Genomic DNA, 26375 nt, shown 5'->3' with positions numbered 1-26375 from the left:
TGGTCGAATGAGGCGCGGCGCGCGAAGGGAGCAGGGGAGAAGAAGTTTCTTGGCGTGTCAAACCAGAGAAATTCATCGCCTGCCCCAGCGACGCTGATCGGCTGCTTGACGGATTTGCATATGCATTTAACCTGCGCTGGAACGAAGGTTGCATTCCGGGAGGAAATGCCTTGCGACGGCCTGCCGGTCGCGCAAAATGCCGGATCACACCAAGGGAAAGGTCGCCTCATGACATTCAAGCGTATCGTCGCTCTCGCGGGGCTCGGCCTCGGCGCTCTTCTCGCTTCCGGCGCCGCGCAGGCGCAGACCAAGGTCGCCGTCGGCATCTCCGGCTGGACCGGATTCGCGCCCCTGGTGCTGGCCAAGGAGGCCGGCATCTTCGCCAGGAACGGGCTGGACGTGACGATCAAGAAGATCCCGCAGAAGGACCGTCATCTCGCCATCGCCTCGGGCGACATCCAGTGCGCCGCCACCACGGTGGAGACCTGGATCGTCTGGGACGCGGCCGGCGTGAAGACCAGGCAGATCTTCCAGCTCGACAAGAGCTACGGCGCCGACGGCATGGCGGTGCGCACCGCCACCGGCTCGATCAAGGATCTCAAGGGCAAGACGGTCGCGGCCTCGGCGCCCGGCACCTCGCCCTATTTCGCGCTGGCCTGGTTCCTCAAGGAGAACGGCATGTCGGTGAAGGACGTGACCGTGGTCAACATGGAGCCGGGTCCCGCCGCGCAGGCCTTCATCGCCGGCCAGAACGACGCGGCGATGACCTACGAGCCCTATCTCTCGGCCGTGCGCGACAAGCCGGACGCCGGCAGGATCATCGCGACCACGCTCGACTATCCGATGGTGATGGACACTTTCGGCTGCACCCCGGCCTTCCTCGCCGCCAACGACGCGGCCGCCGCGGCGCTGACCAAGAGCTATTTCGAGGCTCTGGAGATGATCGCCAAGGACAAGGACAAGGCCTACGGCATCATGGGCGCCGACGTGAAGCAGTCGGGCGAGGCCTTCGGCAAGTCGGCGGCCTTCCTGAAATGGTCGGATGCGGCCGGCAACAAGGCGTTCTTCTCGGGCGAATGGCAGGCCTTCTCGGCCAAGGCCGCCGACCTGCTGCTGGAGATCGGGCTGATCAAGGCCAAGCCCGAGCTGAAGGACCTGGTCGAGACGAAATACGTCGCCGGCGGCGCGAGCTGACGCCGCGGGCGTCATGCTCGGGCTCGTCCCGAGCGTCTTGTGCAGCCGCTCAACCTCGTCATGCTCGGCCGTGTGCCGAGCATCCACGTCCTCGTCGTAGCGCTCGACAGCCGAAGACGTGGAGGGTCGGGACAAGCCCGACCATGACGGGGAAGGCGTGGCCTCCGTCTCCGCGTCTGGACGTCCGATGAAACCCCTCCAGCCAGTCTCCGCGCCCTCCCGCGTCGCCTATGGCCTCGCCTTCCTCGCGCTGTTCGTGGCGGTCTGGTCGGTCGCGACCTTCGGCGGCTATGTCCAGAAGCTGTTCCTGGCCGACCCGCTGACCATGGTCCGCGAGGGCTGGAACCTGCTGACCAAGTTCGGCTTCGCCTTCGACATCGGCATGACGATCTGGCGCGTCGTCGGCGGCTTCGTGCTGGCGGCGATCGTGGCGCTGCCGCTCGGCATCGCGATGGGCGCCTACAAGCCGGTCGAGGCGCTGCTCGAACCTTTCGTCTCCTTCGCCCGCTATCTGCCGGCCTCGGCCTTCATCCCGCTGCTGATCCTGTGGGCCGGCCTCGGCGAGGCGCAGAAGCTCCTGGTCATCTTCATCGGATCGGTCTTCCAGCTGATCCTGATGATCGCGGTTTCGGTCGGCGGCATCCGGCGCGATCTGGTCGACGCCGCCTATACGCTGGGCGCGACCGACGCTTCGGTGGTGCGACGGGTGCTCCTGCCCAACGCCGCGCCCGAGATCGCCGAGATCTTCCGGCTCGTGCTCGGCTGGGCCTGGACCTATGTCATCGTCGCCGAGCTGATCGGCTCGTCGTCCGGCATCGGCCACATGATCACGAACAGCCAGGCGCTGCTCAACACCGGGCAGATCATCTTCGGCATCATCGTCATCGGGCTGATCGGGCTCGTTTCGGATTTCCTGTTCAAGGCGGTCAACCAGCGCCTGTTTCCGTGGGCAAGGCCGTGAGCAAGCTCGTCATCGACAATGTCGGAAAGGTCTTTCCGGCGAGCCGCGGCGGCCAGCCGACCCGCGCGCTGACGCCGACCACGCTGAACGTCGCCGACAACGACTTCATCACCATCCTCGGCCCCTCCGGCTGCGGCAAGTCGACCTTGCTGCGCATCATCGGCGGGCTGGAGACGGCGAGCGAGGGCCGCATCCTGCTCGACGGCGTGCCCGTCGGAGGGCCTGGCGCCGATCGCGGCTTCGTCTTCCAGAGCTACACGCTCTTCCCCTGGCTCAGCGTCGTCGAGAACATCGCCTTCGGCCTGCGCGAGAAGGGCGTGCCCGAGAAGCAGCGGCTGGAGCTGGCCCGCGACTGGGCCGGCCGCGTGGGCTTAAGCAGCTTCATGGAGCATTTTCCCAAGCAGCTTTCGGGCGGCATGCAGCAGCGCACCGCGATCGCGCGAGCGCTCGCCAACGATCCGAAGATCCTGCTGCTCGACGAGCCCTTCGGCGCGCTCGACAACCAGACCCGCGCCCTGATGCAGGAGATGCTGCTCGGCATCTGGGAGCGCGAGCGGAAGACCGTGCTCTTCGTCACCCACGACATCGAGGAGGCGATCTTCGTCGGCTCGCGCGTCGTGGTGATGAGCGCGCGGCCCGGCCGGATCAAGGCCGACATCAAGGTCGATCTGCCCCATCCCCGGCCCTACACGATCAAGACCTCGCCGGAGTTCGTGGCGCTGAAGGAGCGGCTGGTGGAGGAGATCAGGGTCGAGGCGGTTCTGGCGGCCGAGGTGCATTAGGCTGAGCCAAATCGATCGCGTTTCGGTTCTTCAGCCATCGTCCTTCGAGACGCCGCCGTCGCGGCTCCTCGGGATGTGGGCCCGGTTGTGGATGCGATAGCCCGCCATGCGTCGCCGCCGGCTTGCATGCCCGGCTGCGTTCGGTCGATGATTTCGTCCTGATCGCGCGGACGCCATACGGCGTCGAGAGCCGGCGAACCGGCCATGAGCGGTCGCGGGAGGACGACGGGACGATGCCGGGGCGTCTGCTGAATCTGGGCGAGGTGCTGGCCGCGCAGGCGCGGCTGCGGCCTGACCGTGTCGGCGTGCGCGATCTCGAACGGTCGATGGACTACGCGCTCTGGAACGCCCGCGCCTGCCGGCTCGCCAACGCGCTGCTCGGGCTCGGCCTGCGCAAGGGAGACCGTGTCGCGGTGCTGGCCTATAACTGCGTCGAATGGGCCGAGATCTATGCCGCCACGGCCAAGGCCGGCCTCGTCGCCGTGCCGGTGAATTTCCGGCTGGTCGCGGCGGAAGTCAGCTTCATCCTGGAGAACGCCGAGGTCTCGGCGCTGATCGTGCAGAGCGATCTCGCCGGCATCGTCGCCGAGATCGGGTCGGCTCTGCCAGTGAGCGGGAACCGCGTCGTTCACTTCGGCGCGGTCTCCTGCCCGGCCGGCTGGCGCGACTACGAGGCCCTGCTGGCGCAGGCCGCCGACAGCGAGCCTGAGCCGGTCGTCGCGCCCGACGATCCCTGGATGCTGATGTACACCTCCGGCACCACCGGCAAGCCGAAAGGCGCGATCCGCAGCCATCGCGGCAACGCCATGGTCTCGCTCGTCACCGAGATCGAGCTGTCGATCCGGCGGCAGGACGACGCATTGCTGGTCATGCCGATGTGCCACGCCAACTCGCTCTATTTCTTCGGCTCCTTCGCCTATTCCGGCGCGGCGGCGACGATCTATTCGCGCAGGAGCTTCGATCCCGAACATGCGCTGCGCACGCTGAACGAGGCCGGCATCACCTTCACCTCGCTGGTGCCGACGCACTACATCATGATGCTGTCGCTGCCCGAGGCGGTTCGCGCGGAAAACCCCTGCGAGCGCGTGACGCGGCTGATGATCTCCTCTGCCCCGGCGCGGCCCGACACCAAGCGCGAGATCATGGCGATGTTCCGCAACACCGGCCTGTTCGAGCTCTACGGCTCGACCGAGGCGGGCTGGGTGACGATGCTGCACCCGCACGAGCAGTTCGAGCGCACCGGCTCGGTCGGGCGCGAATGCGTCGGCTCGGCTCCGATCCGCATCCTCGACGAGGCCGGAAACGAGGCGCCGGACGGGGAACCCGGCGAACTCTATTCGAGCAACCCCTACACCTTCGACGGCTACTGGAAGCTGCCCGAGAAAACCGCCGAGGCCTTTCGCGGCGACTACTGCACCGTCGGCGACATGGCCCGGCGCGACGCGGACGGCTATATCTGGCTGGTCGACCGCAAGAAGAACATGATCATCTCGGGCGGCGAGAACGTCTATCCCTCCGAGGTCGAGACGGCGATCGGCGCGCACCCGGCGGTGCAGGATGTCGCCGTGATCGGCGTCCCCGACGAGAAATGGGGCGAGCGCGTCCACGCCGTCGTCGTCCTGCACGCCGGCGCGCCGTGCAGCGCGGACGACCTAGCCGCCTGGAGCCGCGAGCGCCTCGCCGGCTACAAGCGCCCGCGCTCCTTCAGCTTCCTGACCGAGAGCGAGATGCCGCGCACCGCGACGGGAAAAATCCTGCATCGCGTGCTGCGCGAGCGGATGTGCGGAGGGTGAGGATGATTCACGGAACCACTTTGTCATTCCGGGGCGCCGCGCAGCGGCGAACCCGGAACCCCCGACCGGGTAAGACCTTCGAAGACGCCCGGTCGGTTGCGCTCGCCCGGTCGTGGGTTCCGGGTTCTTCGCGTCGCGAAGGCCCGGATGACAGCGTGTATCGCAAGTGACCCCGGAGCCCCCATGTCCGACCCCGTCCTCGACCTCAACAGCGCGCCCGACACCTGCGCCGAATGGATCGCGCGCTTCCTGCGGGCGCGCGGCGTCGACCGCGTCTTCGGCCTGCAGGGCGGGCATGTCCAGCCGATCTGGGACCATCTCGCACGGCTGGGCATCCGCATCGTCGATGTCCGCCACGAATGCGCGGCGGTCCACATGGCCCATGCCCATGCCGAGCTGACGGGCGCGCTCGGCGTCGCCATGGTCACGGCCGGCCCCGGCGTCACCAACACCGTCACCGGCATGGCCAACGCCTCGCTCGCCCGCGTGCCGCTGCTGCTGATCGGCGGCTGCACCTCGCGACCGCAGGCCAATATGGGCCCGCTGCAGGACATTCCCCATGTCGACATCCTGAAGCCCGTCTGCCGGCAGGCCCGCACGCTGCGCGTCGCCGACCAGGTGATCCGCGAGTTCGACGAGGCGGTTGCGCGCGCCTTCGGCGATCTCGGCGAGCCCGGCCCGGTCTATCTCGAAATCCCGACCGACGTGCTGCGCACGCAAGTCGCGCAAAACCTCGTCCTCGAAGAGTGGATGGCGGCCAAGCCGTCGCGCCGGATCGAGCCCGACCCGGCCGCGATCGCCGAGGCCGTCGATGTCCTGTGGAGCGCCAGGCGCCCGCTCGTCGTCACCGGCCGCGGCGCTCGCGGAGCCGGGCCCGAGATCGCCCGGCTGCTCGACGCCTGCGGCGCGGTCTATCTCGACACGCAGGAGAGCCGCGGCCTCGTCCCGGGCGGCCATGCCGGCTTCGTCGGTGCGATGCGCGCGGCGGCGATGACGCAGGCGGACGCGGTCCTCGTCATCGGCCGCAAGCTCGACTACCAGCTCGGCTACGGCTCGCCCGCCGTCTTCCCGGACGCCAGCTTCGTGCGCCTCGCCGACTCGACCGGCGAACTCATCGACAATCGCCGTGGGTCGCCCGAGCTGCTGGCGACGCCCGCGCTCGCGCTCGCGGCCATGGTCGAGGCCGCCGGCAACCGCGCGCCGGCCGTCGATCGCGGCTGGAGCGAGGGCCTGCGCCAGCGCCATCTCGAGCGCTCGCGGCCGACGAAAGCCGAGACCAAGGGCAGCGACGGCAAGATCCACCCGGCCGCGATCTTCGCCGCGATCCGCGAGCACGCCGAGCCGGACCATATCGCCATCGCCGACGGCGGCGACCTGCTCTCCTTCGCCCGTGTCGGTCTGGAGGCCTCGACCTATATGGACGCCGGCGCCTTCGGCTGCCTCGGCGTCGGCGTGCCCTTCGCGGTGGCGGCCTCGCTTGCCTTCCCGGACCGTCAGGTGATCTCGGTCAATGGCGACGGCGCCTTCGGGCTCAACGCCATGGAGATCGACACCGCCGTCCGCCACGGCGCGAAATGCGTCTTCATCGTCTCCAACAATGCCGCCTGGAACATCGAGCGGCTCGACCAGGCGATGAACTATGGCGGCCGCGTCGTCGGCACCACGCTGCGGCATTCCGACTATGCCGGGATGGCGCGCGCGCTCGGCGCCCATGGCGAGCGCGTCGAGCGGCCCGAGGACCTGTCGGCCGCCATCACCCGCGCGCTCGCCAACGCACCGGCACTGGTCGACGTCGTCACCTCGCAGACCGTGGTGTCGTCCGATGCGCGGAAAGGTCTGGGCTTCGTGCCGGATTATCAGGCGCTGACCGCCTGGGACGAGGCGGAGCGGAAGCGGCGGGGGCTGGGATGAAGGGCAGCAGGCGAACGCATCTCAATCAGGCCAAGGGTTGAACAGTTTCACTGGCAAGTCGGCGAAATCGCGCGTATTGCGCGTGACGAGCGCGAGGTCATGGACGATCGCGGTGGCGGCGATGAGGGCGTCCGCCGGACCGCGGGAGCGGCCAGCGGACAGTTCTCCCCAGGCCGACGCAATCTCGTCCGTCACGGGCAGCGTGTTATCGCGGTAGTCGTTACGCAGTGCCAGCAGCCAGCGCTCCAGGCGCTCGGCGAAAGCAGGCTCGGACCGCCGCTTGATCTCGATCCCTTTTCGGATTTCACCGAACGAGATCACGCTGAAATGGACATTCGCGGGCGCGACCGCCGCATACCAAGCCATCACCGGCGGCACTTTTCGTCTCACCGCCGAGATTACGTTCGTATCGATCAGAAGTGTCAAAACTCGATCTCGCGGCCAGGGTCCTTTGAGCGCGCATTCACCAGTTCGACGAAATCGTCAGGCCATGGTTCTCCTTCGAGCAGGAACGCGACGATGTCTTTTTTAGGCTCGGCCCCAAGATCGCGCAGCCTCTGCAACTCGCTTTCGGCGATCACCACGACCGCCGGCTCGCCGCGCACGGTGACGTGCTGCGGCCCCTCGGTCTGAGCCCGCTTCACGACCTCGCTGAATTTCGCCTTGGCATCTTGAAGCGCCCAGGCCATGTCGACATCCTGACTAGTCTGACCAGTCGGCAAGATGGGCCCAGGCTGCGCTCGCGTCAACCGATCCCCATCCCCGGCAGCCGCAAACCCTTGTCCCGCGCGCAGTCCCGCGCGATCTCGTAACCCGCGTCGGCATGGCGCATCACCCCTGTCGCCGGATCGTTCCAGAGCACGCGCTCGAGCCGTTTCGCAGCTTCCGGCGTGCCGTCGGCGACGATGACGATGCCGGAATGCTGCGAATAGCCCATGCCGACGCCGCCGCCATGATGCAGCGAGACCCAGGTCGCCCCCGATGCGGTGTTGAGCAGCGCGTTCAGCAGCGGCCAGTCGGAGACCGCGTCCGAGCCGTCCTTCATCGCTTCGGTCTCGCGGTTGGGGGAGGCGACGGAGCCTGAATCGAGATGGTCGCGGCCGATCACGACCGGGCCCTTCAACTCGCCCCTGGCCACCATCTCGTTGAAGGCGAGACCGAGCCGGTGCCGGTCGCCCAAGCCCACCCAGCAGATGCGGGCGGGAAGGCCCTGGAACTGGATGCGCTCGCGCGCCATGTCGAGCCAGTTGTGCAGATGCGCGTCGTCCGGCATCAGCTCCTTCACGCGCCGGTCTGTGCGATAGATGTCCTCGGGATCGCCCGAGAGCGCGCACCACCTGAAGGGCCCGATGCCGCGGCAGAACAGCGGGCGGATATAGGCCGGCACGAAGCCGGGGAAGTCGAAGGCGTTCTCGACGCCCATGTCCTTGGCCATCTGGCGGATGTTGTTGCCGTAGTCGAGCGTCGGCACGCCCATCTTGTGGAAGTCGAGCATCGCCCTGACATGCTCGGCCATCGAGCGTTTCGCCGCCTCGACAGTTCCGGCCGGGTCGCGCTCCTTGCGCTCCTCCCACTGCTCAAGCGTCCAGCCGGCCGGGAGATAGCCGTTGAGCGGGTCGTGAGCCGAGGTCTGGTCGGTGACCACGTCGGGCCTGATGCCGCGCTTCACCATGTCGGGAAACACCTCGGCCGCATTGCCGAGCACGCCGACCGAGACGGCCTTGCCCCTGGCATGGGCGGCTTCGACGATCTTCAGCGCCTCGTCGACGCTGTCGGCCTTCTCGTCGAGATAGCGGGTGCGCAGGCGGAATTCGATGCTCGACGGCTTGCACTCGACCGCGATCATCGAGGCGCCGGCCATGGTCGCGGCGAGCGGCTGCGCCCCGCCCATGCCGCCGAGCCCCCCGGTCAGCACCCATTTGCCCTTGAGCGAGCCGCCGTAATGCTGCCGGCCGACCTCGACGAAGGTCTCGTAGGTGCCCTGAACGATCCCTTGCGTGCCGATATAGATCCAGGAGCCGGCCGTCATCTGGCCGTACATCATCAGCCCGGCCTTATCGAGCTGATGGAAATGCTCCCAATTGGCGTAGGCCGGGACGAGGTTGGAATTGGCGATCAGCACGCGCGGCGCGTCCGCATGCGTCCGGAAGACGCCGACCGGCTTGCCGGACTGCACCAGCAGCGTCTCGTCGGCCTCGAGCGAGCGCAGGCTGGCGCAGATCCGGTCGAAATCCTCCCAGGTCCGGGCGGCGCGGCCGATGCCGCCATAGACCACGAGCTCGCCCGGCTTTTCGGCGACGTCGGGATCGAGATTGTTCATCAGCATGCGCAAGGGGGCCTCGGTCAGCCAGCTCTTGGCCGAAAGCTCGCTGCCGGTGGCTGCGCGGATCACGCGGCTGTTGTCGATGCGGGTCATGCTTTGGCCTTTTCGATGCTGGCGCCTGCGTCCAGCGCGGCGGCGATGATGGCGGACAGGGCGGTCTGGAGCGTGGCGGCCTTGGCCGCGTCGAAGGTCCAGGGCGGCGCTTCGTCGACGAGATAGGCGCTGAGCGCGATCTCCATCTGGATCGCGTGCACATGCTCGGCCGCTCGGCCGTAATGTCGGGTGATCCAGCCGCCCTTGAAGCGGCCGTTGGCGACCTGCGTGACGGGCTGGCCGGCCATCGCCGCGACGGCGGCGTGCTCCACCGCAGGTGCGCAGCTCGCGCCCGAATTGGTGCCGAGGTTGAGCGTCGGCAGCGTGCCGGGAAACAGGCGCGGGATGACCGATTTGATCGAATGGCAGTCCCAGAGCAACGCGTAGCCATGGGCGGCCTTGACCCGCGCGATCTCGGCGACGAGCGCGTCGTGACAGGGCTGGAAATAGGTCTCGCGCCGCCGCTCGATCTCGGCTGCGTCAGGCGGCGTCGTCCAGATCGGCGCGCCGTCGAAGGTCGTGGTCGGGACGAGTTCGGTCGTCGCCAGGCCGGGATAGAGCGAGATGCCGGACGGGTCGCGGTTGAGGTCGATGACGTAGCGCGAGAGCCGCGCCTCGACGATCGTCGGCTGGAAGCGTTCCGCGAAGGCGTAGAGCTGGCGCATGTGCCAGTCGGTGTCCTCGACGAGTCGGCCGCGGTCGTTGAGCGTGGCGTGGACCTCGGGCGGAATCCTGGTGCCGGGATGCGGCATCGAGAGGATCAGCGGGGAGGGGCCGCGCGTCACGGCGACGATGTCGGCCGTCATGCGGACAACTCCGCGAACCCGTCCAGACCCGCCGCCTCTCCGACCGTGCCCGACAGCACGAACTCGGTCGCCGCCGCCAGATCCGGCGCGAGGTAACGGTCCGCCTCCAGCGGCGCGATCTTGCTTCGCAGCAGCGCCAGCACCGGCTCCAGCCGCGGGCTCGTCCTCATCGGGCGGTGATGCTCGATCGCCTCCGCCGCCGCCATCAGTTCGACCGCGACGATGCCGGCGGCATTGCGCGCCATGTCGAGCAGGCGATACGCCCCATGCGTCGCCATCGAGACATGGTCCTCCTGGTTGGCCGAGGTCGGGATCGTGTCGACCGAGGCCGGATAGGCCTTCTGCTTGTTCTCGGAGGCCAGCGCGGCCGCCGTCACCTGCGCGATCATGAAGCCGGAGTTCAGCCCGGCGTCGCGAGCCAGGAAGGGCGCCAGCCCGCTCATCGCCGGATCGACCAGCAGCGCCATGCGCCGCTCCGAGAGGTTGCCGATCTCGCACAGCCCGATCGCCAGCATGTCGGCGGCGAAGGCGACGGGCTCCGCATGGAAGTTGCCGCCGGAAACGATCTCGCCCGGCCCCAGCACCAGCGGATTGTCGGTGACCGCGTTGGCCTCGATCGCGAGCGTCGTCGCGGCGTTTCGCAAGAGATCGCCGACCGCGCCCATCACCTGCGGCTGGCAGCGCAGCGAATAGGGGTCCTGCACCTTGCTGTCGCCGAAGCGGTGGCTTTCGCGGATTTCGCTGCCGGCGATCAGATCGAGCAGGATCGCGGCGACGCGAATCTGGCCGGGCTGCCCGCGCAGCGCCTGGATGCGCGGGTCGAACGGCGTGTCGGAGCCTTTCAGCGCATCGACGGTCAGCGCGCCCGCGACCAGCGACGCGTCGAAGACGCGGCCGATCTGGCTGAGCGCGGCAAGGGCGATCGCCGTCGAGACCTGCGTGCCGTTGATCAGCGCGAGGCCTTCCTTCGCGCCGAGCGCCAGCGGGGCCTGGCCGATCCGCGCCAGCGCCTCGGACGCCGGAATGACGACGCCGTTCAGCCTGATCTCGCCGACGCCCATCAGCGCGGCGGTGAGATGGGCGAGCGGCGCGAGATCGCCCGACGCGCCGACCGAGCCCTTGGCCGGAACGACCGGCAGCGCATCGGCCTTCAGCGCCCCGACCAGCGCCTCGACCACGATCGCGCGCACGCCCGACGCGCCGCGCGCCAGGCTCGCCGCCTTCATGGCGAGGATCAGCCGCACCACGCTGTCGGGCAGGGCAGGGCCGGTCCCGACCGCATGCGACAGGATGAGGTTGCGCTGGAGCGTCGCGAGGTCGGAGTCGGCGATGCGCACGCTGGCGAGCTTGCCGAAGCCGGTGTTGACGCCATAGGTGACGGTGCCGGCCGCGACGATGTCGTCGACGATCGCCTGCGCGGCCGCGATGGCTTGCGCGCTCGCCAGCGAGAGCGTGACCGTGGAGCCATCGAGAACGGCGCGCCAGTCGGTGAGCGCGGCCTGGCCGGGAGACAACAGCAGAGGTGCGGTCATTGGCCGTTCCAGATGCGGGCGTGAAGCGGGTTGAAGCCGATGCGGTAGGCGAGCTCGGCCGGGCGTTCGATCTCCCAGATCGCGAGGTCGCAGCGCTTGCCGGCCTCCAGCGTGCCGACTTCGTCCTCGAGGCCGAGCGCCTGCGCGGCATGGCGCGTCAGCCCGGCCAGCGCCTCCTCCGGCGTCAGGCGGAACAATGTGCAGGCCATGTTGAGCACCAGAAGCGGCGAGGTCAGCGGCGAGGAGCCGGGATTGGCGTCGGTCGCCAGCGCGATCGGCACGCCATGCCGGCGCAGCAGCTCGATCGGCGGTTTTTGCGTCTCGCGCAGGAAGTAGAAGGCGCCGGGCAGGATCACCGCGACCGTGCCGGCCTGTTTCATGGCGATGACGCCCGCCTCGTCGAGATATTCGAGATGGTCGGCCGAGAGCGCGCCCTGGCCGGCGGCCAGCGCCGCGCCGCCGAGATTCGAGAGCTGTTCGGCGTGGATCTTGATCGCCAGGCCTCTGGCCTTGGCGGCGGCGAAGACGCGCGCCGTCTCGTCGGGCGAAAATGCGATGCCCTCGCAGAAGACATCGACCGCGTCGGCGAGATCGCCGTCCGCCACCGCGTCGAGCATCGGCCCGGCGACGAGGTCGACATACTCGCCCGAACGGCCCTTGAACTCGGGCGGGATCGCATGCGCGCCGAGGAATGTGGTGCTCACGCCGACCGGACGCTCGCGCCCGAGCCGGCGCGCCACGCGCAGGCATTTCGTCTCGGCGGCGATCTCCAGCCCGTAGCCGGACTTGATCTCGACGGTGGTGACGCCCTCGGCCAGCAGCGCGGACAGACGCCTGTCGGCGCCGGCGAAGAGCTCGGCCTCGCTTGCCGCCCGTGTTGCGGTCACGGTGGAGAGGATGCCGCCTCCGGCCCGCGCGATCTCCTCATAACTCGCGCCCTGCAGGCGCAACTCGAATTCATGGGCGCGGTCGCCGCCATGAACGAGGTGGGTATGGCAGTCGATCAGGCCGGGCGTGATCCAGCGCCGGCCGCAATCGACCGTCTCGGCGGCGTCGAGGCGCGGCGCTTTTGCCCGCGGCCCGGCATAGACGATCCGGCCGTCGCGGGCCGCGACCACGCCGTCATCGATCGCGCCATAGGGCTGGACCGCGCCCTGCGCCATCGTCGCCAGCCGGGCGTTGCTCCAGAGCCGGTCGCAGATCAGGATGTCGTCGCGCCGCTGGGTCACCCGCGTTTTCCCTCGACAATCTCCGGTGCCTGATACAATATCCATTTGCATATGCAAATGGCAAGCGGAGCGATTGCGTGACCTCGACCCTGCATCTCGCGCAGGCCCTCCTGCCGGACGGATTTGCCGACGACGTGACGCTGACGATCGCCGATGGCGTGATCACGCAGGTTCGGGCCGGAACGAAGCCCGCGGCCGGAGCCGAGCATCTTTCCGGCCTGACGCTGCCCGGCATGCCGAACCTGCACAGCCATGCCTTCCAGCGCGGCATGGCGGGGCTGGCCGAGCATCGCGGCGCGCCCGAGGATTCGTTCTGGACCTGGCGCGAGGTGATGTACCGCTTCCTCGACCGGCTCGACCCCGACGACGTCCAGGCCATCGCGGCTCAAGGCTTCGTCGAGATGCTGGAGGGCGGTTTCACCGCGCTGGCCGAGTTCCACTACCTCCACCACGACAGGGACGGCCGCCCCTATGGCGACATCGCCGCCATGGCCGGCGCGATCGCGGCGGCGGCGGAGGAGACCGGGCTCGGCCTGACGCTGCTGCCGGTGCTCTATCGCTTCGGCAATTTCGGCGGAGCGCCGCCGGCCCATGGCCAGCGCCGCTTCGTCAACGAGCGCGACGCCTATCTGCGCCTGCTCGAGGCGAGCGCGGTCGCGCTCGGATCCTTGCCCGACGCGCGGCTCGGCGTCGCGCCGCATTCGCTGCGCGCGGTCGCGCCCGACGATCTCGACTGGATCGCGTCCTTGAGGCCGGACACGCCGGTCCACATCCATGTCGCCGAGCAGATGCGCGAGGTCGAGGACAGTCTCAGGCTGACCGGCCGCCGCCCGGTCGAGCTGCTGCTGGAGAATGCGGCGCTCGGGCCGCGCTGGTGCCTGATCCACGCCACCCATCTCGCCGATGCCGAGCGCGACGGCATCGCCGCGAGCGGCGCGGTCGCGGGTCTCTGCCCGATCACGGAATCGAGCCTCGGCGACGGCATCTTCGACGGCGTGCGCTATCGCGACGCCGGCGGGGCGTTCGGCGTCGGCAGCGATTCCAATGTCCAGATCGACGCCGGCTCGGAGCTCCGCCAGCTCGAATATTCGCAGCGGCTGCGGGACCGCCGCCGCGCGCTGATGGCGGAGGCGGACGCCTCGACCGGCGTGGCGCTCTGGCGCGGGGCCTGCCTCGGCGGGGCTCGCGCCTGCGGCCGCGAGATCGGGCGGATCGCGGTCGGCTGTCGCGCCGACCTCGTCACGCTCGAAGCCGATCATCCTGCGCTCGTCGGCCGCGACGGGGCGGCGGCGCTCGACAGCGCGATCTTCGCCGCCAACGCATTGCCGTTGCGCGAGGTCAGGGTTGGCGGCAGGCGCGTCGTCGGTGAGGGTCGGCATCAGGCCCGCGAGGCGATTCGCCGCCGCTTCGGCGCGACGATGCGCAGGCTCGTGGCGCGGGACCGGGGCTGACGATGACGGATGCGGGCGGCGAAACGATCAGGCTCGACGGGGCGGGGCCGGTCTACGATCAGATCCGCCGCGCCATCCGCGACCTGATCCTCGACGGCAGCTGGCCGCCTGGCACCTCGGTTCCCCCCGAATACGCGCTGATGGAACAGCTCGGCGCCTCGCGCATGACGGTGCATCGCGCCCTCGCGCAGTTGGCCGGCGAGGGGCTGATCAACCGCCGCCGCCGTTCCGGCACCACGGTCGCGAGTCCGCCGGCCAGCCACGCCATGCTCGACATCCTCTCGATCCCGGACGAGATCCGCAATCTAGGGCAGGTCTACAGCCATGAGATCCTGTCGCGGCAGGACGGGCGGCCGACGGCGGCGGCGGCCGAGCGCTTCGCCATCAGGCGGGCGCGGCCCGTGGCGCATCTGTCGGTGCTGCATCGCGGCAGCGGCCAGCCGTATGTGCTGGAAGAGCGCGTCATCCATCTCGATACGCTGCCTGAGGCGGCAAGGGAGCTTTTCGCCGCGACGCCGCCGGGCGACTGGCTGCTGCGCAACAGCCTCTGGTCGCAGGCCGAGCATGCGATCAGCGCCGTCGCGGCCGAACCGACGGATGCGGCGCTGCTCGGGGTCGTGGCCGGCGAACCCTGTCTTCTGGTCGAGCGTCGCACCTGGAATCAGGATGCGCCGGTCACGGCCGTTCGCCTGCTCTACCCCGGCGCGCGCCATCGCTTCGTCGGACGCTTCGGACCCTACGGCGCCGTCTGAGAAAAGGCCCGCCGGGTTCGCGCCGGGCGGGCCTGACCTCGTGACGGTCGCGCTGCCTCAGCAGGCGTAGCGAACCCTGCGGCCGTATTCGTCGCGGCCGTAGCAGACCTGGTCGGGCGTCGCGGCCGAGCCGATGATCGCGCCGCCCGCGCCACCGATCGCGGCGCCGGCCAGCGCGCCGCCGGCCCTACCGGTGGCGAGGCCGCCGATGACCGCGCCGGTGCCGGCGCCGATCAGCGCGCCCGTTCCGGCGTTCTGTTCACGCGGGGTGCAAGCGCCGATCGAGGCGGCGAGCGCGGCGAGGATGAGGAATTTCTTCATGGTGTTTGGCTCCTGGCGTTCTGCTGGCCGGTGTGTCACCGCTGAACTCGACTCTTCCGCGAAGGTTCCGTCCGCGGCCGCTATGAGCGCGTCCCGATCATGTCGCCGTGGTGGCGCGATCATGGCCGGAGTTCGCCTGTCGGGGCCTCGTTCGGCCGCGCCGGCCGCCCCGGCGCCGGGAACCTTTCGGGCAACGCCAAGTTGATCCGCTGAGAGCGCCGACCGCTTTGCGGCGCCCGTGACGGAGGAGGTTCTCATGACTGACCACACCATGGCCGCGACGGCCCGCTCCACGACCGCCGGCTCCATGACGGCCAATCCGCTGATCGCCGGCGCTCGCGTCGCCGGAACCGACGTCTACAACACCGCCGGCGACCATCTCGGCGAGATCTACGACGTCATGCTCGACAAGCAGACGGGGAAGGTCGCCTATGCGATCATGTCCTTCGGCGGCTTTCTCGGACTCGGCGAGAAATACCACCCGATTCCGTGGAGCGTGCTCGACTACGACACGGGCCGAGGCGGCTATGTCGTCCCCCTGACCAAGGACAAGCTCGAGGCGGCGCCGATGTACGACAGCGCCGGCGAGCCCGACTGGGACGACAAGGCCTATGGCAAGCGCGTCCACGATTACTACGGCACGATGCCCTACTGGATGATGTAGGGCTCGCCAGACGCAGGTCGCGGCGGTTGCTATCCCCCCAGCCGAACCGTCGTGGCGGCGGGATGCGGGCCGAAAGGCCCGCATCTTCTTTTTCGACGCATGCCGGCCTTTTCGCGGAACCAAAAAGCGCGAGCGGCGTCATGTCTCGAGACTTCACACCTTCAGAGATTTCACTTCGGGCGCATGCCGCCGAAGTCGAGGAGAGCGTCATGCGGATAAGGTACGGCTATCGCATCGAGCTGCTGTGCCAGCAGGATCTGCCCCTGATCACCATGCTCGATGTGCATCCGTCTCGGCGCCATGATCTCGTGCGGCCTGACGAGATGGTGGTGACCGCGCTCGCCGACCGGATGAAGCCCATTCCCGTGAATCAGTATCTCGATCAGTTCGGCAACATCTGTCGCCGGATGGTGGTGCCGGCCGGCGGCGCGATCCTGCATTCCGAAGGCGTCGTGCACGATTCCGGCGAACCGGAGCCGCTGGGCCATGGCGCGCCGGAGGTGCCGCCGTCGCGCCTTCCCGACGAGGCGCTCGTCTATCTGCTGGGCAGCCGCTATTGCGAGACCGACAAGCTCGCGCCGCAGGCCTGGAGCCTGTTCGGCCATATCCCCGCCGGCTGGGAACGCGCGCAGGCGGTCGTCGATTTCGTCCATAACCACCTGACCTTCGGCTACCACTTCGCCCGCAACACCCGCACTGCCGCCGAGGCCTTCGAGGAGCGGATCGGCGTCTGCCGCGATTTCGCGCATCTCGCGGTGGCTTTCTGCCGCTGCCTCAACATTCCGGCGCGCTACTGCAACGGCTATCTCGGCGATATCGGCGTGCCGCCGAACCCGGCCCCGATGGATTTCAACGCCTGGTTCGAGGTCTTCCTCGGCGGGCGCTGGTACACGCTGGATGCAAGGCACAACCAGCCGCGCATCGGCCGCGTCGTAATCGCGCGTGGCCGCGATGCGACCGACGTCGCGATGATGAACTCGTTCGGACCGCATGTGCTGCGGCGTTTCGAGGTCATCACCGAGGAGGTCGAGGAGGAGGTCGCGATAGCGCCGGTGACTCCGCTCAACGGCCACTGGCAGCATCAGGCCGCGCTGGCCTGAACCGTCGGGCTGTCATCTCGTGCAAGCCCTTCCTATATGCGAAGATGCGGGCGCGGTCACGGCAACAGGCTTGCGGCCGGAATCTGCAACGCAACGATCCCGAGTTGTTCGTCAGGTCGCCATGCGCCACATCGTCGTCGTCAATGCCCGCGCCGGAACCGTTCTGGAGGCCGGAGCCGAGGCTTTCGAGGCGCGCATCGTCGCCGCCTTCGAGGCGCATGGCTGCACGGCCGAGGTCAAGCTGGTCCATCCGCGCGAACTCGACGACGCGCTGGCCCTGGCGATCAACGACGGCGACGCCGTTCCCGTCATCGCCGGCGGCGACGGCACCATCAACCGCGTCCTGCCGGTGCTGCTGGAGGCCGGCAAGCCGGTCGGCGTGCTGCCGCTCGGCACCGTCAACGTGCTCGGCCGCGATCTCGGGCTTTACGGCACGCTGGAACATCAGATCGAGGCGCTCTGCAAGGGGGCGCCCGTGACCATGGATGTCGGCGCGCTGAACGATCGGCTGTTCCATTCGATCTCCGGCATGGGCTTCTTCAGCCTGATGGCGCGGGAGCGCGAGCATGCCCGCCGGCGCTTTCCCTTCAGCCGCGCCATCGCTTTCGCCTTCGCCGCGACCCGTTCGATCCTGTTCACGCGCGCGATCACGGTCGATATCCGCATCGCCGAGGAGCGTCAGATCGTCCAGGCCGACGCCGTGCTCGTCACCGTCAACTGCTTCGACGGCGCGGACTGGCGTCGCGACCGTCTCGACGGCGGCGTCTTCGAGGTCCATGTGCTGAAGGCCGGCGGTCTGCTCTCGCGCTGCAAGGCGGCATTGTCGATCGTCTCCGGGCGCTGGCGCAGTTCCGCCAACCTGACCTCGTTCACCGGCGACAGCGTGACCCTGACGCGCCGCGACAAGCGCCGCGGCCACATCACCTTCGACGGCGAGGTCGAGCGCAAGGCGGGGCCAATCGCCTACCGGCTGCTGCCAAAGGCGATCCGGCTGATAGCGGCGCGCCGGGAACCTGACGAAGCGTCCGAACTTGACCGGGCCGTCGCCTGAGCACACTTCTTCCAGACGGCTTTCACCAGGAAAACGATGTCCGCGCTTCGCCCACATACCCTCGTCCCGGTCGCCGCCGCCTGCGCTTTCGCGGGGCTGACGCTGTTCATCGTGTCGGGACGCAGTTTTGCCTTCGATTCCTGGCTGGTGCTGCTGCTGCGCGAGGCCAACGATCCGGCGACGCCGCTCGGTCCGGCCTGGCTGCGCGAGGCGATGCGCGACCTGACGGCGCTCGGCAGCTTCGTCGTGCTGGGTATCATGACGGTCGTCGCCTGCCTGACGCTGAGGCTCAGCGGCTATCGGCATCTCGCAACCGGCCTGCTGATCAGCGTCGTCTCGGCCAGCATGGTCAGCACCGGCCTGAAGGCCCTGATCGGGCGCGCGCGGCCCGACATCGTCGAGCAGAGCGTGCGGACCTTCACCGCGAGCTTTCCGAGCGGCCACGCATTCCTGTCGGCGGTGACGCTGCTCTGCATCGCCGGCTTCGTCGGCATCGCCTCGCGGCGGGAGGACATGGCGCGGCTCTGCCTCGTCCTGGCCTGGATCCTGATCGTGGTGATCGGCGCGAGCCGGATCTATCTTGGCGTCCACTGGCCGACCGACGTGATCGCCGGCTGGTGCCTCGGCATCGTCTGGTCGAGCGTCGCCGTGGCCTGGCTCGGCCGGAAGATGGCGAAGGCCGAGCCGCTCGCGCCGGACCCGGCGGCCGAACGATGAACCATGACGCAGGAGAGAGACCGGCATGACACGATTTCTCCTGCTCTATGCCGCGACCGCGCTGGTGCTGTTCCCGCTCGATTTCCTCTGGCTCGGCTATGTGGCGCGCGGCTTCTACGCCTCGCGTCTCGGCGATCTCCTGCTGCCGCAGCCGCGCCTCGGCGTCGCGGCGGCGTTTTACGTCTTCTACGTCGCGGGCGTCGTCTGGTTCGCGATCCTGCCCAATCTCGCCTCGGGCAGCCTGATGGCGGCCTTCCTGACCGGCGCTGCCTTGGGCTTCGTCGCCTACGGCACCTACGACGCGACGAATTTCGCGACCCTGAAAGGCTATCCGCTCTCCATCGCCGTCGTCGATCTGATCTGGGGCATGGCCCTGACCGCCGTCAGTGCCGCCTGTGGCCTATATGTCGCAACGCGCTGGTTCGGCGTGACGGCGGGCTGAGGCGCGGAACCTTGGCGGCGCCGTGGGGTTGTGGGGCCGTCGCGCTGCCTGCGACGCACAATGCCGGAACCCATCGATGCAGTCCTCGCGCACCCTCCTGATCGCCCTCGTCGTCGTTCTCGTCGTGGGCCTCGCGGTCACCGGCTACGCGCTCTATCAGGAGAAGAAGCAGCCCGAGGGCGTCGAGATCTCCGTCGGCAAGAACGGCCTGTCCATCAAGGAGAAGTAAGGCCGAAACGGCGGCTGTGGCGACGCTGCTCTCTGCAAGTATCTCGGATACGATGCGCGGAAGGACTGGCGCGATAGCCGCGGCGGCAGTGGCCTTCGTCGGCCAAAGCGGTTACCACCGCCCACGAAATCCATAGTCGCCGTGGGAGGCCTCAAGATGACCGAGATGTTCAAGAACCTGATCGCCGGCGAGTGGGCCGCGGGCGGCAACGCCTCGCGCAACATAAACCCCTCCAACACCGGCGACGTCGTCGGCGAATACGCGCAAGGCTCGGCCGAACAGCTCGACGACGCGGTGGCAGCCGCCAAGGCCGCCTTTCCGGCCTGGAGCCGCTCCGGCCCGCAGGAGCGCTACGAGATCCTGAAGAAGGCCTCCGACGAGATCCTCGCCCGCAAGGAGGAACTCGGCCGCCTGCTCTCGCGCGAGGAGGGCAAGACGCTGGCCGAAGGCATCGGCGAGGCCGGCCGCGCCGGCCAGATCTTCGCCTTCTTCGCCGGCGAGTGCCTTCGGCTCGGCGGCGAGGCCGTGCCCTCCGTGCGGCCCGGCGTCGGCGTCGAGATCACCCGCGAGCCGCTCGGCATCATCGGCATGATCACGCCCTGGAACTTCCCGATCGCGATCCCGGCCTGGAAGATCGCTCCCGCGCTCGCCTGGGGCAATTGCGTCGTCGTCAAGCCGGCCGATCTCGTTCCGGCCTCGGCCTGGGCGCTGGTCGACATCGTCCACCGCGCCGGCCTGCCCAAGGGCGTGCTCAACCTCGTCATGGGCCGCGGTTCCGTCGTCGGCCAGGCGCTGCTGACCCACAAGGACGTGCAAGCGATCTCCTTCACCGGCTCGGTCTCGACCGGCCGCAAGGTCGCCGAGGCCTGCATCGCCTCGAATCCGATGAAGAAGGTCCAGCTCGAGATGGGCGGCAAGAATCCGCTCGTCGTGCTCGACGACGCCGATCTGAAAACCGCCGTCGAGGCCGCCGTCACCGGCGCCTATTTCTCGACCGGCCAGCGCTGCACGGCGTCCTCGCGCCTGATCGTGCAGGCCGGCATCCATGACCGCTTCGTCGAAGCCTGCATCGAGCGTCTGAAGGGCGTGGTCGTCGACGATGCGCTGAAGGCCGGCACCCATATCGGCCCGGTCGTCGACCAGGGCCAGCTCGATCAGGACCTGAAATACATCCAGATCGCCAAGGACGAGGGCGGCAGGCTCGCCTTCGGCGGCGAACTGCTCAAGCGCGAGACGCCCGGCTTCTACCTCCAGCCGGCGCTCTTCACCGAGACGACGAACAGCATGCGCATCTCGCGCGAGGAGGTGTTCGGCCCGGTCGCCAACATCATCCGCGTCAAGGACTATGACGAGGCGCTCGGCATCGCCAACGACACCGAGTTCGGCCTGTCCTCGGGCATCTGCACGACCTCGCTGAAGCACGCGACGCATTTCAGGCGCAATGCCGAGGCCGGCATGGTCATGGTCAACCTCGCGACCGCCGGCGTCGACTACCACGTCCCCTTCGGCGGCCGGAAAGGCTCGAGCTACGGCCCGCGCGAACAGGGGGCCTATGCGAAGGAGATGTATACGACGGTGAAGACGGCCTACACGCTGGCTTGAGGGTCTCGCTCAGGAATCGCCGCGCGGGCGTTCGGGCTTGGGCCCGAACGCTTCCGCTTCGAGGGCATCCGGCAGTGAGCAAGGTATATTCAGGTCACGATTCCGAACTCAGGATCGCCATGGAGTCGCGCGCGCCATGGATGACATGCGCGATTTCGACGACATCCGCTTTGATGCGATAGAGATCAGATAGCGGCGATAGACTTTTCTGCGAACGCCTTGGCTTTCCAGCCCTTCGGCCAGCGGCGAAGCCAATGGCGCCAGCCCGATCGCGTGACAGGCTTCCTGTATGGTGAAGAGAAAGCGCGCTGCTCTTTCGGGACTTTCGGCGGCCATGTAGGCGCCGATGCCAGCAAGGTCGGCTTCGGCCTCCGCAGTGACGACGACCCGCATCAATCGGCGGCTTGGGCCATGGCTTCGTATTTGGCGATCAGACTGTCGAAAACCTCGGCGGCCGGCTTGACCCTGCCGGCATCGGCATCGGCGAGATCTCGCGCGATTGCGGCATGGAGTTCCGCCCGCCGCTCTTCGCGGAGCCCGACCAGCTTCATCGCTTCGTGAAGGACGGCCTCGGGCGAAGCGTAGTGCCCTGCGTCGACCAGGCTGGTCCGAAGGACTGATCATCATCGTCGAGCTTGACCGGCGCGGACATGACTTGTTCCTGTTAGATCGCCAATATAGGCGCATGCTGCGTCGCGCCGCCATTGGTCGCTTCAATACCCCAACCCGACATAATTCTCCGCCAGCGCCGCCATCGCGTGCTCCGACGACACCAGATAATCGAGCTCCGCGCGCTGCATCCGCTGCTCGAAGCCGCTCTTGTCGGGGAAATGGTGCATCAGCGAGGTCAGGTGCCAGGAGAAGCGCTCGGCCTTCCAGACCCGCGCCAGCGCCCTGGCCGAATAGCTCTGGATGCCGGCATCCGAGCGCTCGCCGTAGTGCTCGATCAACGCTTCCGACAAATAGTGCACGTCGCTGGCGGCGAGGTTGAGCCCCTTGGCCCCGGTCGGCGGCACGATATGGGCGGCGTCGCCGGCCAGGAACAGTTTGCCGAAGCGCATCGGCTCGGTGACGAAGGAGCGCAGGGGCGCGATCGATTTCTCGATCGAGGGGCCGGTCACCAGCGCCTCGGCCGAGGCCGGATCGAGCCTGCGCCGGAGCTCGTCCCAGAAGCGATCGTCCGACCAGTCCTCGACTTTCTCGTCGAGGCCGCATTGCACGTAATAGCGGCTGCGGCTTGCCGAACGCATCGAGCACAACGCAAAGCCGCGCTCTTCGCCGGCATAGATCAGTTCGTGCGAGACCGGCGGCACATCGGCCAGGATGCCAAGCCAGCCAAAGGGATAGACCCGTTCGAACAGGCGCAGCGCGTTCTCAGGGATGCTGGCGCGGGAGACGCCGTGATAGCCGTCGCAGCCGGCGATGAAGTCGCAGTCCAGGCGTCGCTGCCGCCCGCTCTCGCTGAAGGTCACATAGGGCCGGGCGCCGTCGAAATCGTGCAGCGCGACATCGTCGGCGTCGAACACGGTCTTGCCGCTCTGCGAAGCGCGAAGATCCATCAGGTCGCGCGTCATCTCGGTCTGGCCGTAGACGGTGACGTGCTTGCCGCCGGTCAGGCGGTCGAGCGCGACGCGATGGCGCTGGCCGCCGAAGAGCAGCTCGAAGCCGTCATGCTTGAGCCCCTCGGCATGCAGCCTCGCGCTCGCGCCGACCTTGTCGAGCAGCGCGACGGTGCCCTGTTCGAGCACGCCAGCGCGAATGCGCGCCAGCACATAGTCGCGACTTTTGCGCTCGACGATGACGGCGTCGACGCCGGCAAGCTGAAGCAGCTGGCCGAGCAGCAGCCCGGCCGGACCCGATCCGATGATGGCGACCTGCGTGCGCAAGCTGTTCTCCAAAACCCCGCCGAGGCGCGGCCGCGCGCCATCGGCCGCGCCAACATGCCAGCATGCCGCCGCGCGAACAAGTTGTCATAGCAACTAATTATGAAGAAGGATCGCCCGGCGGCTCGCGCTGGCCATGCTCATCCGATCGGAATCACATCGACGGCGACGCCGACCTTCTGCGAGCCGGGGCCGACCAGCACGCCGTCGAGCGGCGAGACGTCGGCGTAGTCGCGCCCGAAGGCGGTGACGATATGGTCGTCGGCGACGATCAGATCGTTGGTCGGATCGAGCCCGATCCAGCCGGTCTCCGGCCCGCACCACAGCATCACCCAGGCATGGCTGGCGTCGGCGCCCTCCAGCCGCTTCTGCCCTGGCGGCGGAATGGTGCGGATATAGCCGCTGACATAGGCCGCCGGCAGGCCGAGGCCACGCAGGCCGGCGATCATGATATGGGCGAAATCCTGGCAGACGCCGTGACGCTCGGCGAAGGCTTCCGCCAGCGGCGTCGAGACTTCCGTCGCGTCGGGATCGTACGCGAACTCGGCCCTGATCCGCGCCATCAGCTCGCAGGCCGCCTCGAGCGCCGGCCGCAGCGGCGGAAAGCTCTTGCGCGCATAATCCACGACCTCCTCGACCTGCGGCGTCAGCCGGCTCGGAAAGAGCTGATGCGCGGGCGAATCCGGCGCGAGGCTGGCGGACGCCTGCGCCAGCGCGGCGACCTCCTCCCAGTGCCGGGTCAGGCCGGGATGCGGCGCGGGCGGCCGGTTGACCGCGATCCGCGCGCGCATCTCGACCTTGAGCTCGCGATGCGGTTTCGAGATCGTGATCGTCGTCATCCGGTTGCCGAAGAAGCACGCGCCGTCGATGCGCTCGGCCGGGCGCGGCGAGATCGAGAGGTCGGCGCGCTCGACGCGCTGGCCGCCATCGTCGCGCGGCAGAAGCCGCAGGATGCAGCGGGCGAACGGGACCGGGCGGCTGTAGCCATAGGTCGTGACGTGGCGCAGGTCGTAGATCACGCGATGCCCGTCAGCCGCGAGCCTTCGGGCGCGTTGTTCTGCAGGAAATAGCGCTCGGCGATGGCGCTGGAGAGCCCCATCAGCAACTGCTCGAACAAAAGGATGCCGCTGCGGTCGAGCCGCGCGGCTTCGGCGATGCGGCACTCGGCGGCGAGCTTCAGCGCCAGCCGGCGCGGCGCCTCCAGCATGCCGTCCTCGTTGAGCGAGGGCAGGGTCGCGATCTCGGCGTCGAGCCTGTCGATCTGGAACGCGGCCGAGCGCGGGTTGTAGGGGTCGAGCATGACGAGATCGAGCACGGGGTGGAGGCTGGCGCCGAGCAGATAGCGCGAGCGGTAGGTGATCTGCGAATCGGTCAGGTCGAGCAGGGCGTCGAGCGCGTCGGCCGGCGCGGTCGCATCAGTGAAATGCCGGGCGAAGCGGCAGGTCGCGATGCCGCGCTCGATGCGCCGGCCGATATCGAGGAAGCGCCAGCCCGGCCCGCGCACCATGTTCTCCTGGGAGAGGCCGGAGAAGGCGGCGAGCGACTTCAGCGCCCGGTCGGCGATCTCATAGGCCTCGCCGGCGCTGGGCGGCTTGCTGACGACGCGGGTGAGCTGGTGCCGCAGGTCGCTGAACAGCCGCCAGGCGTCGATCGAGAGCCGCTCGCGGATCACCGACGCCGTTCGGCGCGCCTCCAGCACGTTGGCCGCCGCCGAGCCGTACTGCTCGGGGTCGTGCAGCGCGGCCGAGGCCTGAAGGGCCGGCGCCTGGCCCTTGCCGCCGGGGGCCGCGCCCCAGGCGACGAGCAGGTTGGCGAGCCGCTTCAGCGTGTCGGGCCGGCCGGGCGTGGCGGTGTCGGCGTCGATCAGGCGGCCGAGCAGGGCGCGCACCAGGCGCAGCGTCGCCTCGGTCCGTTCCAGATAGCGGCCGAGCCAGAACAGGTTGTCGGCGGCCCGGCTCGGCAACGTGCCGACGAGGCGGCGGATCGCGGTGCGTTCGGGCGTCTGCAACAGCGAGACCGGCTCGACCGGCGCGTCGGACGTGACCCAGACATCCGAGGAGCGCACGCCGCTGCGCATGCTGACGGCGCGCGCGTCGGGCTCGTCCGAGATGCGGCAGAAGCCGCCCGGCATCACCTTCCAGCCGTCGGGCGTCGCGGCGGCGAAGACGCGCAGCGTCACCGGGCGCGGCTGGAGCCGGCCGTTCTGGAAGACGGGCATGGTCGAGAGCCTGACGATCTCCTGCCCGACATAGTCCATGCCGCGCGCCTCGATCCGGGCGCGCAGCGCATTGCGCTCGGCCGCCGGCAATTCGCCGGCGAGGATCGGTCCGGTGTCGAGCCCGCCGCCGGCCGAGCGGAAGGCCGGCGCGATGCTCATCCCGTCGAGCCGGTCGAGCACGGCGGCGCGCTCCTTCGGCTGCCCGCACCACCAGGTCGCGACATTGGGCAGGATCATCTTCTCGCCGAGCAGCCGCTCGCCGATCGCGGGCAGGAAGCCCATCAGCGCGCGCGCCTCGACGACGCCGGAGCCGAGCCCGTTGGCGACGTGGACATTGCCCTGCCGCACCGCCTGCACCAGCCCCGCCACGCCGAGCTGCGAATGCGCGTTGAGTTCGAGCGGGTCGGAGAAATCGCCGTCGATGCGTCGCCAGATCACGTCGGCGCGCTTGGGGCCGGCGATGGTGCGGACATGGATGCGCCCGTCGCGCATCATCAGGTCGCCGCCCTCGACCAGAAGGAAACCGAGATAGCGCGCCAGATAGGTCTGCTCGAAATAGCTTTCGTTCAGCGGGCCGGGCGTCAGCAGGCAGATGCGCGGCTCGACGCGGCGCGAGCCCGCGACGAGGCCTGCGCGAAAACCCTGGAAGAAGGCGGCGAGCCGCTCGATGTTCATGGTCCGGAACAGCTCCGGAAAGGCGCGCGCCAGGGCGAGGCGGTTCTCCAGCGCGTAGCCCGCGCCGGAGGGGGCCTGCGTCCGGTCGCCCAGCACCCACCAGCGCCCGTCCGGCCCGCGGCCGAGATCGGCGGCGTAGAGCTGCAGGCCGCCGCCGCCGGGCGCGCCATGCAGCGGCCTGAGATAATCCGGACTGCCGGTGACGATCGAGGCGGGCAGTAGCCCGCTCGCGATCATTTCGCCGGGACCATAGATGTCGTCGAGCAGGCCGGCGAGCAGTTGCGCGCGCTGCGCCACGCCCGCCGCGATCGTCTCCCATTCCGCGCCGGTGATGACCAGCGGCACATGGGAAAGCGGCCAGGCGCGCTCGCCGGCGAGCGGGTCGCGCGCGTCGAGATCGCCATGGACGCGGTAGGAGACGCCGGTGTCGCGGACATGCCGGTCGGCGAGGCCGAAGCGCTGGGTCAGCTCCTCCTGCGAGAGCGCGCTCCATTCGGCGAGGAAGGGCTCCCAATGCGGCCGAACCCGGCCCTCGCCGTCGATGAACTCGTCATGGACGCCGGGCAGCGGCCGGTAGCCGGACAACAGGGCGCCGCGCCGCTCCGTCTTCAGTCGCGTCGACGAGGAGCGGCCCTGCAGCGCCATC

26 protein-coding genes are annotated in these 26375 nt (G+C 68.8%); 14 read left to right on the top strand and 12 right to left on the bottom strand.

Going from position 1 to position 26375, the window contains the following annotated elements; genetic code table 11:
* Positions 1-228 precede the first annotated feature (228 nt).
* From AC1RRW_RS05340 to AC1RRW_RS05320, 5 genes are all read left to right on the top strand, one after another.
* Positions 229-1194 carry an ABC transporter substrate-binding protein gene (locus AC1RRW_RS05340; RefSeq protein ID WP_492899507.1) on the top strand — a complete coding sequence of 322 codons (966 nt, stop codon included), beginning with the start codon at positions 229-231 and terminating at the stop codon, positions 1192-1194.
* Between the two features lie 187 nt (positions 1195-1381).
* Positions 1382-2155, top strand: coding sequence for an ABC transporter permease (locus AC1RRW_RS05335; RefSeq protein WP_492899506.1), 774 nt, complete (start codon positions 1382-1384; stop codon positions 2153-2155).
* Positions 2152-2937, top strand: a complete 786-nt coding sequence (locus AC1RRW_RS05330; protein WP_492899505.1) for an ABC transporter ATP-binding protein — start codon at positions 2152-2154, stop codon at positions 2935-2937. The genes AC1RRW_RS05335 and AC1RRW_RS05330 overlap by 4 nt, the downstream gene beginning before the upstream one ends.
* 233 nt (positions 2938-3170) lie before the next feature.
* Positions 3171-4730, top strand: coding sequence for an AMP-binding protein (locus AC1RRW_RS05325; RefSeq protein ID WP_492899504.1), 1560 nt, complete (start codon positions 3171-3173; stop codon positions 4728-4730).
* Positions 4731-4913: 183 nt separating this feature from the next.
* Positions 4914-6641, top strand: a complete 1728-nt coding sequence (locus AC1RRW_RS05320; RefSeq protein ID WP_492899503.1) for a 2-hydroxyacyl-CoA lyase — start codon at positions 4914-4916, stop codon at positions 6639-6641.
* A 21-nt stretch (positions 6642-6662) separates the two neighbouring features.
* On the opposite strand, the gene AC1RRW_RS05315 is transcribed toward AC1RRW_RS05320, so the two are convergent.
* Genes AC1RRW_RS05315 through hutI form a run of 6 tightly spaced genes read right to left on the bottom strand, consistent with a single transcriptional unit; the run spans position 6663 to position 12558 of the window.
* Positions 6663-7067 carry a type II toxin-antitoxin system VapC family toxin gene (locus AC1RRW_RS05315; protein WP_492899502.1) on the bottom strand — a complete coding sequence of 135 codons (405 nt, stop codon included), beginning with the start codon at positions 7065-7067 and terminating at the stop codon, positions 6663-6665.
* Entirely contained in the window at positions 7064-7330 is a 267-nt protein-coding gene (locus AC1RRW_RS05310; RefSeq protein ID WP_492899501.1) for a type II toxin-antitoxin system Phd/YefM family antitoxin, read from the bottom strand. The genes AC1RRW_RS05315 and AC1RRW_RS05310 overlap by 4 nt, the downstream gene beginning before the upstream one ends.
* A 56-nt stretch (positions 7331-7386) precedes the next feature.
* Positions 7387-9057, bottom strand: coding sequence for a urocanate hydratase (gene hutU / locus AC1RRW_RS05305; RefSeq protein ID WP_492899500.1), 1671 nt, complete (start codon positions 9055-9057; stop codon positions 7387-7389).
* A complete protein-coding gene (gene hutG, locus AC1RRW_RS05300; protein WP_492899499.1) occupies positions 9054-9863 on the bottom strand; it encodes an N-formylglutamate deformylase in 810 nt (269 codons plus the stop codon). The genes hutU and hutG overlap by 4 nt, the downstream gene beginning before the upstream one ends.
* Complete coding sequence (hutH, locus tag AC1RRW_RS05295; protein ID WP_492899498.1) at positions 9860-11395, bottom strand: histidine ammonia-lyase; 1536 nt, start codon at positions 11393-11395, stop codon at positions 9860-9862. Before hutH ends, hutG begins: the two co-directional genes overlap by 4 nt.
* A complete protein-coding gene (gene hutI, locus AC1RRW_RS05290; RefSeq protein ID WP_492899839.1) occupies positions 11392-12558 on the bottom strand; it encodes an imidazolonepropionase in 1167 nt (388 codons plus the stop codon). Before hutI ends, hutH begins: the two co-directional genes overlap by 4 nt.
* A 143-nt stretch (positions 12559-12701) precedes the next feature.
* On the opposite strand from hutI, the gene AC1RRW_RS05285 reads away from it, so the two are divergent.
* Complete coding sequence (locus AC1RRW_RS05285) at positions 12702-14075, top strand: formimidoylglutamate deiminase (RefSeq protein ID WP_492899497.1); 1374 nt, start codon at positions 12702-12704, stop codon at positions 14073-14075.
* A gap of 2 nt (positions 14076-14077) precedes the next feature.
* A complete protein-coding gene (hutC, locus tag AC1RRW_RS05280; RefSeq protein WP_492899496.1) occupies positions 14078-14827 on the top strand; it encodes a histidine utilization transcriptional repressor HutC in 750 nt (249 codons plus the stop codon).
* A gap of 57 nt (positions 14828-14884) precedes the next feature.
* Here hutC and AC1RRW_RS05275 read toward each other — a convergent pair whose 3' ends face one another.
* Positions 14885-15148 carry a YMGG-like glycine zipper-containing protein gene (locus AC1RRW_RS05275; protein ID WP_492899495.1) on the bottom strand — a complete coding sequence of 88 codons (264 nt, stop codon included), beginning with the start codon at positions 15146-15148 and terminating at the stop codon, positions 14885-14887.
* 256 nt (positions 15149-15404) lie between these two features.
* On the opposite strand from AC1RRW_RS05275, the gene AC1RRW_RS05270 reads away from it, so the two are divergent.
* The 7 genes from AC1RRW_RS05270 (at position 15405) to AC1RRW_RS05240 (ending at position 20953) form a co-directional block, all read left to right on the top strand.
* Positions 15405-15812 (top strand): PRC-barrel domain-containing protein, encoded by a 408-nt coding sequence (locus AC1RRW_RS05270; protein WP_492899493.1) that lies wholly within the window; start codon positions 15405-15407, stop codon positions 15810-15812.
* A 209-nt stretch (positions 15813-16021) separates the two neighbouring features.
* A complete protein-coding gene (locus tag AC1RRW_RS05265; RefSeq protein ID WP_492899492.1) occupies positions 16022-16912 on the top strand; it encodes a transglutaminase-like domain-containing protein in 891 nt (296 codons plus the stop codon).
* 121 nt (positions 16913-17033) lie between these two features.
* Positions 17034-17963, top strand: coding sequence for a diacylglycerol/lipid kinase family protein (locus AC1RRW_RS05260; RefSeq protein ID WP_492899491.1), 930 nt, complete (start codon positions 17034-17036; stop codon positions 17961-17963).
* 36 nt (positions 17964-17999) lie between these two features.
* Positions 18000-18680, top strand: coding sequence for a phosphatase PAP2 family protein (locus tag AC1RRW_RS05255; RefSeq protein WP_492899490.1), 681 nt, complete (start codon positions 18000-18002; stop codon positions 18678-18680).
* A gap of 25 nt (positions 18681-18705) precedes the next feature.
* Positions 18706-19122, top strand: coding sequence for a DUF2177 family protein (locus AC1RRW_RS05250; RefSeq protein WP_492899489.1), 417 nt, complete (start codon positions 18706-18708; stop codon positions 19120-19122).
* 76 nt (positions 19123-19198) lie between these two features.
* Positions 19199-19351, top strand: coding sequence for a hypothetical protein (locus tag AC1RRW_RS05245; protein ID WP_492899488.1), 153 nt, complete (start codon positions 19199-19201; stop codon positions 19349-19351).
* Positions 19352-19507: 156 nt separating this feature from the next.
* Positions 19508-20953, top strand: a complete 1446-nt coding sequence (locus AC1RRW_RS05240) for an aldehyde dehydrogenase family protein (protein WP_492899487.1) — start codon at positions 19508-19510, stop codon at positions 20951-20953.
* A 108-nt stretch (positions 20954-21061) separates the two neighbouring features.
* Here the strand turns inward: AC1RRW_RS05240 and AC1RRW_RS05235 are convergent, their stop codons facing one another.
* The 5 genes from AC1RRW_RS05235 to AC1RRW_RS05215 form a co-directional block, all read right to left on the bottom strand.
* The gene (locus tag AC1RRW_RS05235) at positions 21062-21346 is read right to left on the bottom strand and encodes a type II toxin-antitoxin system RelE/ParE family toxin (protein ID WP_492899486.1); all 285 of its coding nucleotides are present in this window, start codon (positions 21344-21346) and stop codon (positions 21062-21064) included.
* Positions 21346-21504: a hypothetical protein gene (locus AC1RRW_RS05230; protein ID WP_492899485.1), complete on the bottom strand. Its 159-nt coding sequence runs from the start codon at positions 21502-21504 to the stop codon at positions 21346-21348. The genes AC1RRW_RS05235 and AC1RRW_RS05230 overlap by 1 nt, the downstream gene beginning before the upstream one ends.
* Before the next feature lie 162 nt (positions 21505-21666).
* Entirely contained in the window at positions 21667-22839 is a 1173-nt protein-coding gene (gene pobA / locus AC1RRW_RS05225; protein ID WP_492899484.1) for a 4-hydroxybenzoate 3-monooxygenase, read from the bottom strand.
* 137 nt (positions 22840-22976) lie between these two features.
* Positions 22977-23855 (bottom strand): transglutaminase family protein, encoded by an 879-nt coding sequence (locus tag AC1RRW_RS05220; RefSeq protein ID WP_492899483.1) that lies wholly within the window; start codon positions 23853-23855, stop codon positions 22977-22979.
* The gene (locus AC1RRW_RS05215) at positions 23852-26374 is read right to left on the bottom strand and encodes a circularly permuted type 2 ATP-grasp protein (RefSeq protein ID WP_492899482.1); all 2523 of its coding nucleotides are present in this window, start codon (positions 26372-26374) and stop codon (positions 23852-23854) included. The genes AC1RRW_RS05220 and AC1RRW_RS05215 overlap by 4 nt, the downstream gene beginning before the upstream one ends.
* Between the last annotated feature and the right edge of the window lies 1 nt (position 26375).

The organism is Allobosea sp. GW821-FHT12C12 (assembly GCF_058807355.1).
The sequence above is the reverse complement of the archived record's forward strand: the minus strand, read 5'-3'. Positions and strand labels throughout refer to the sequence as shown.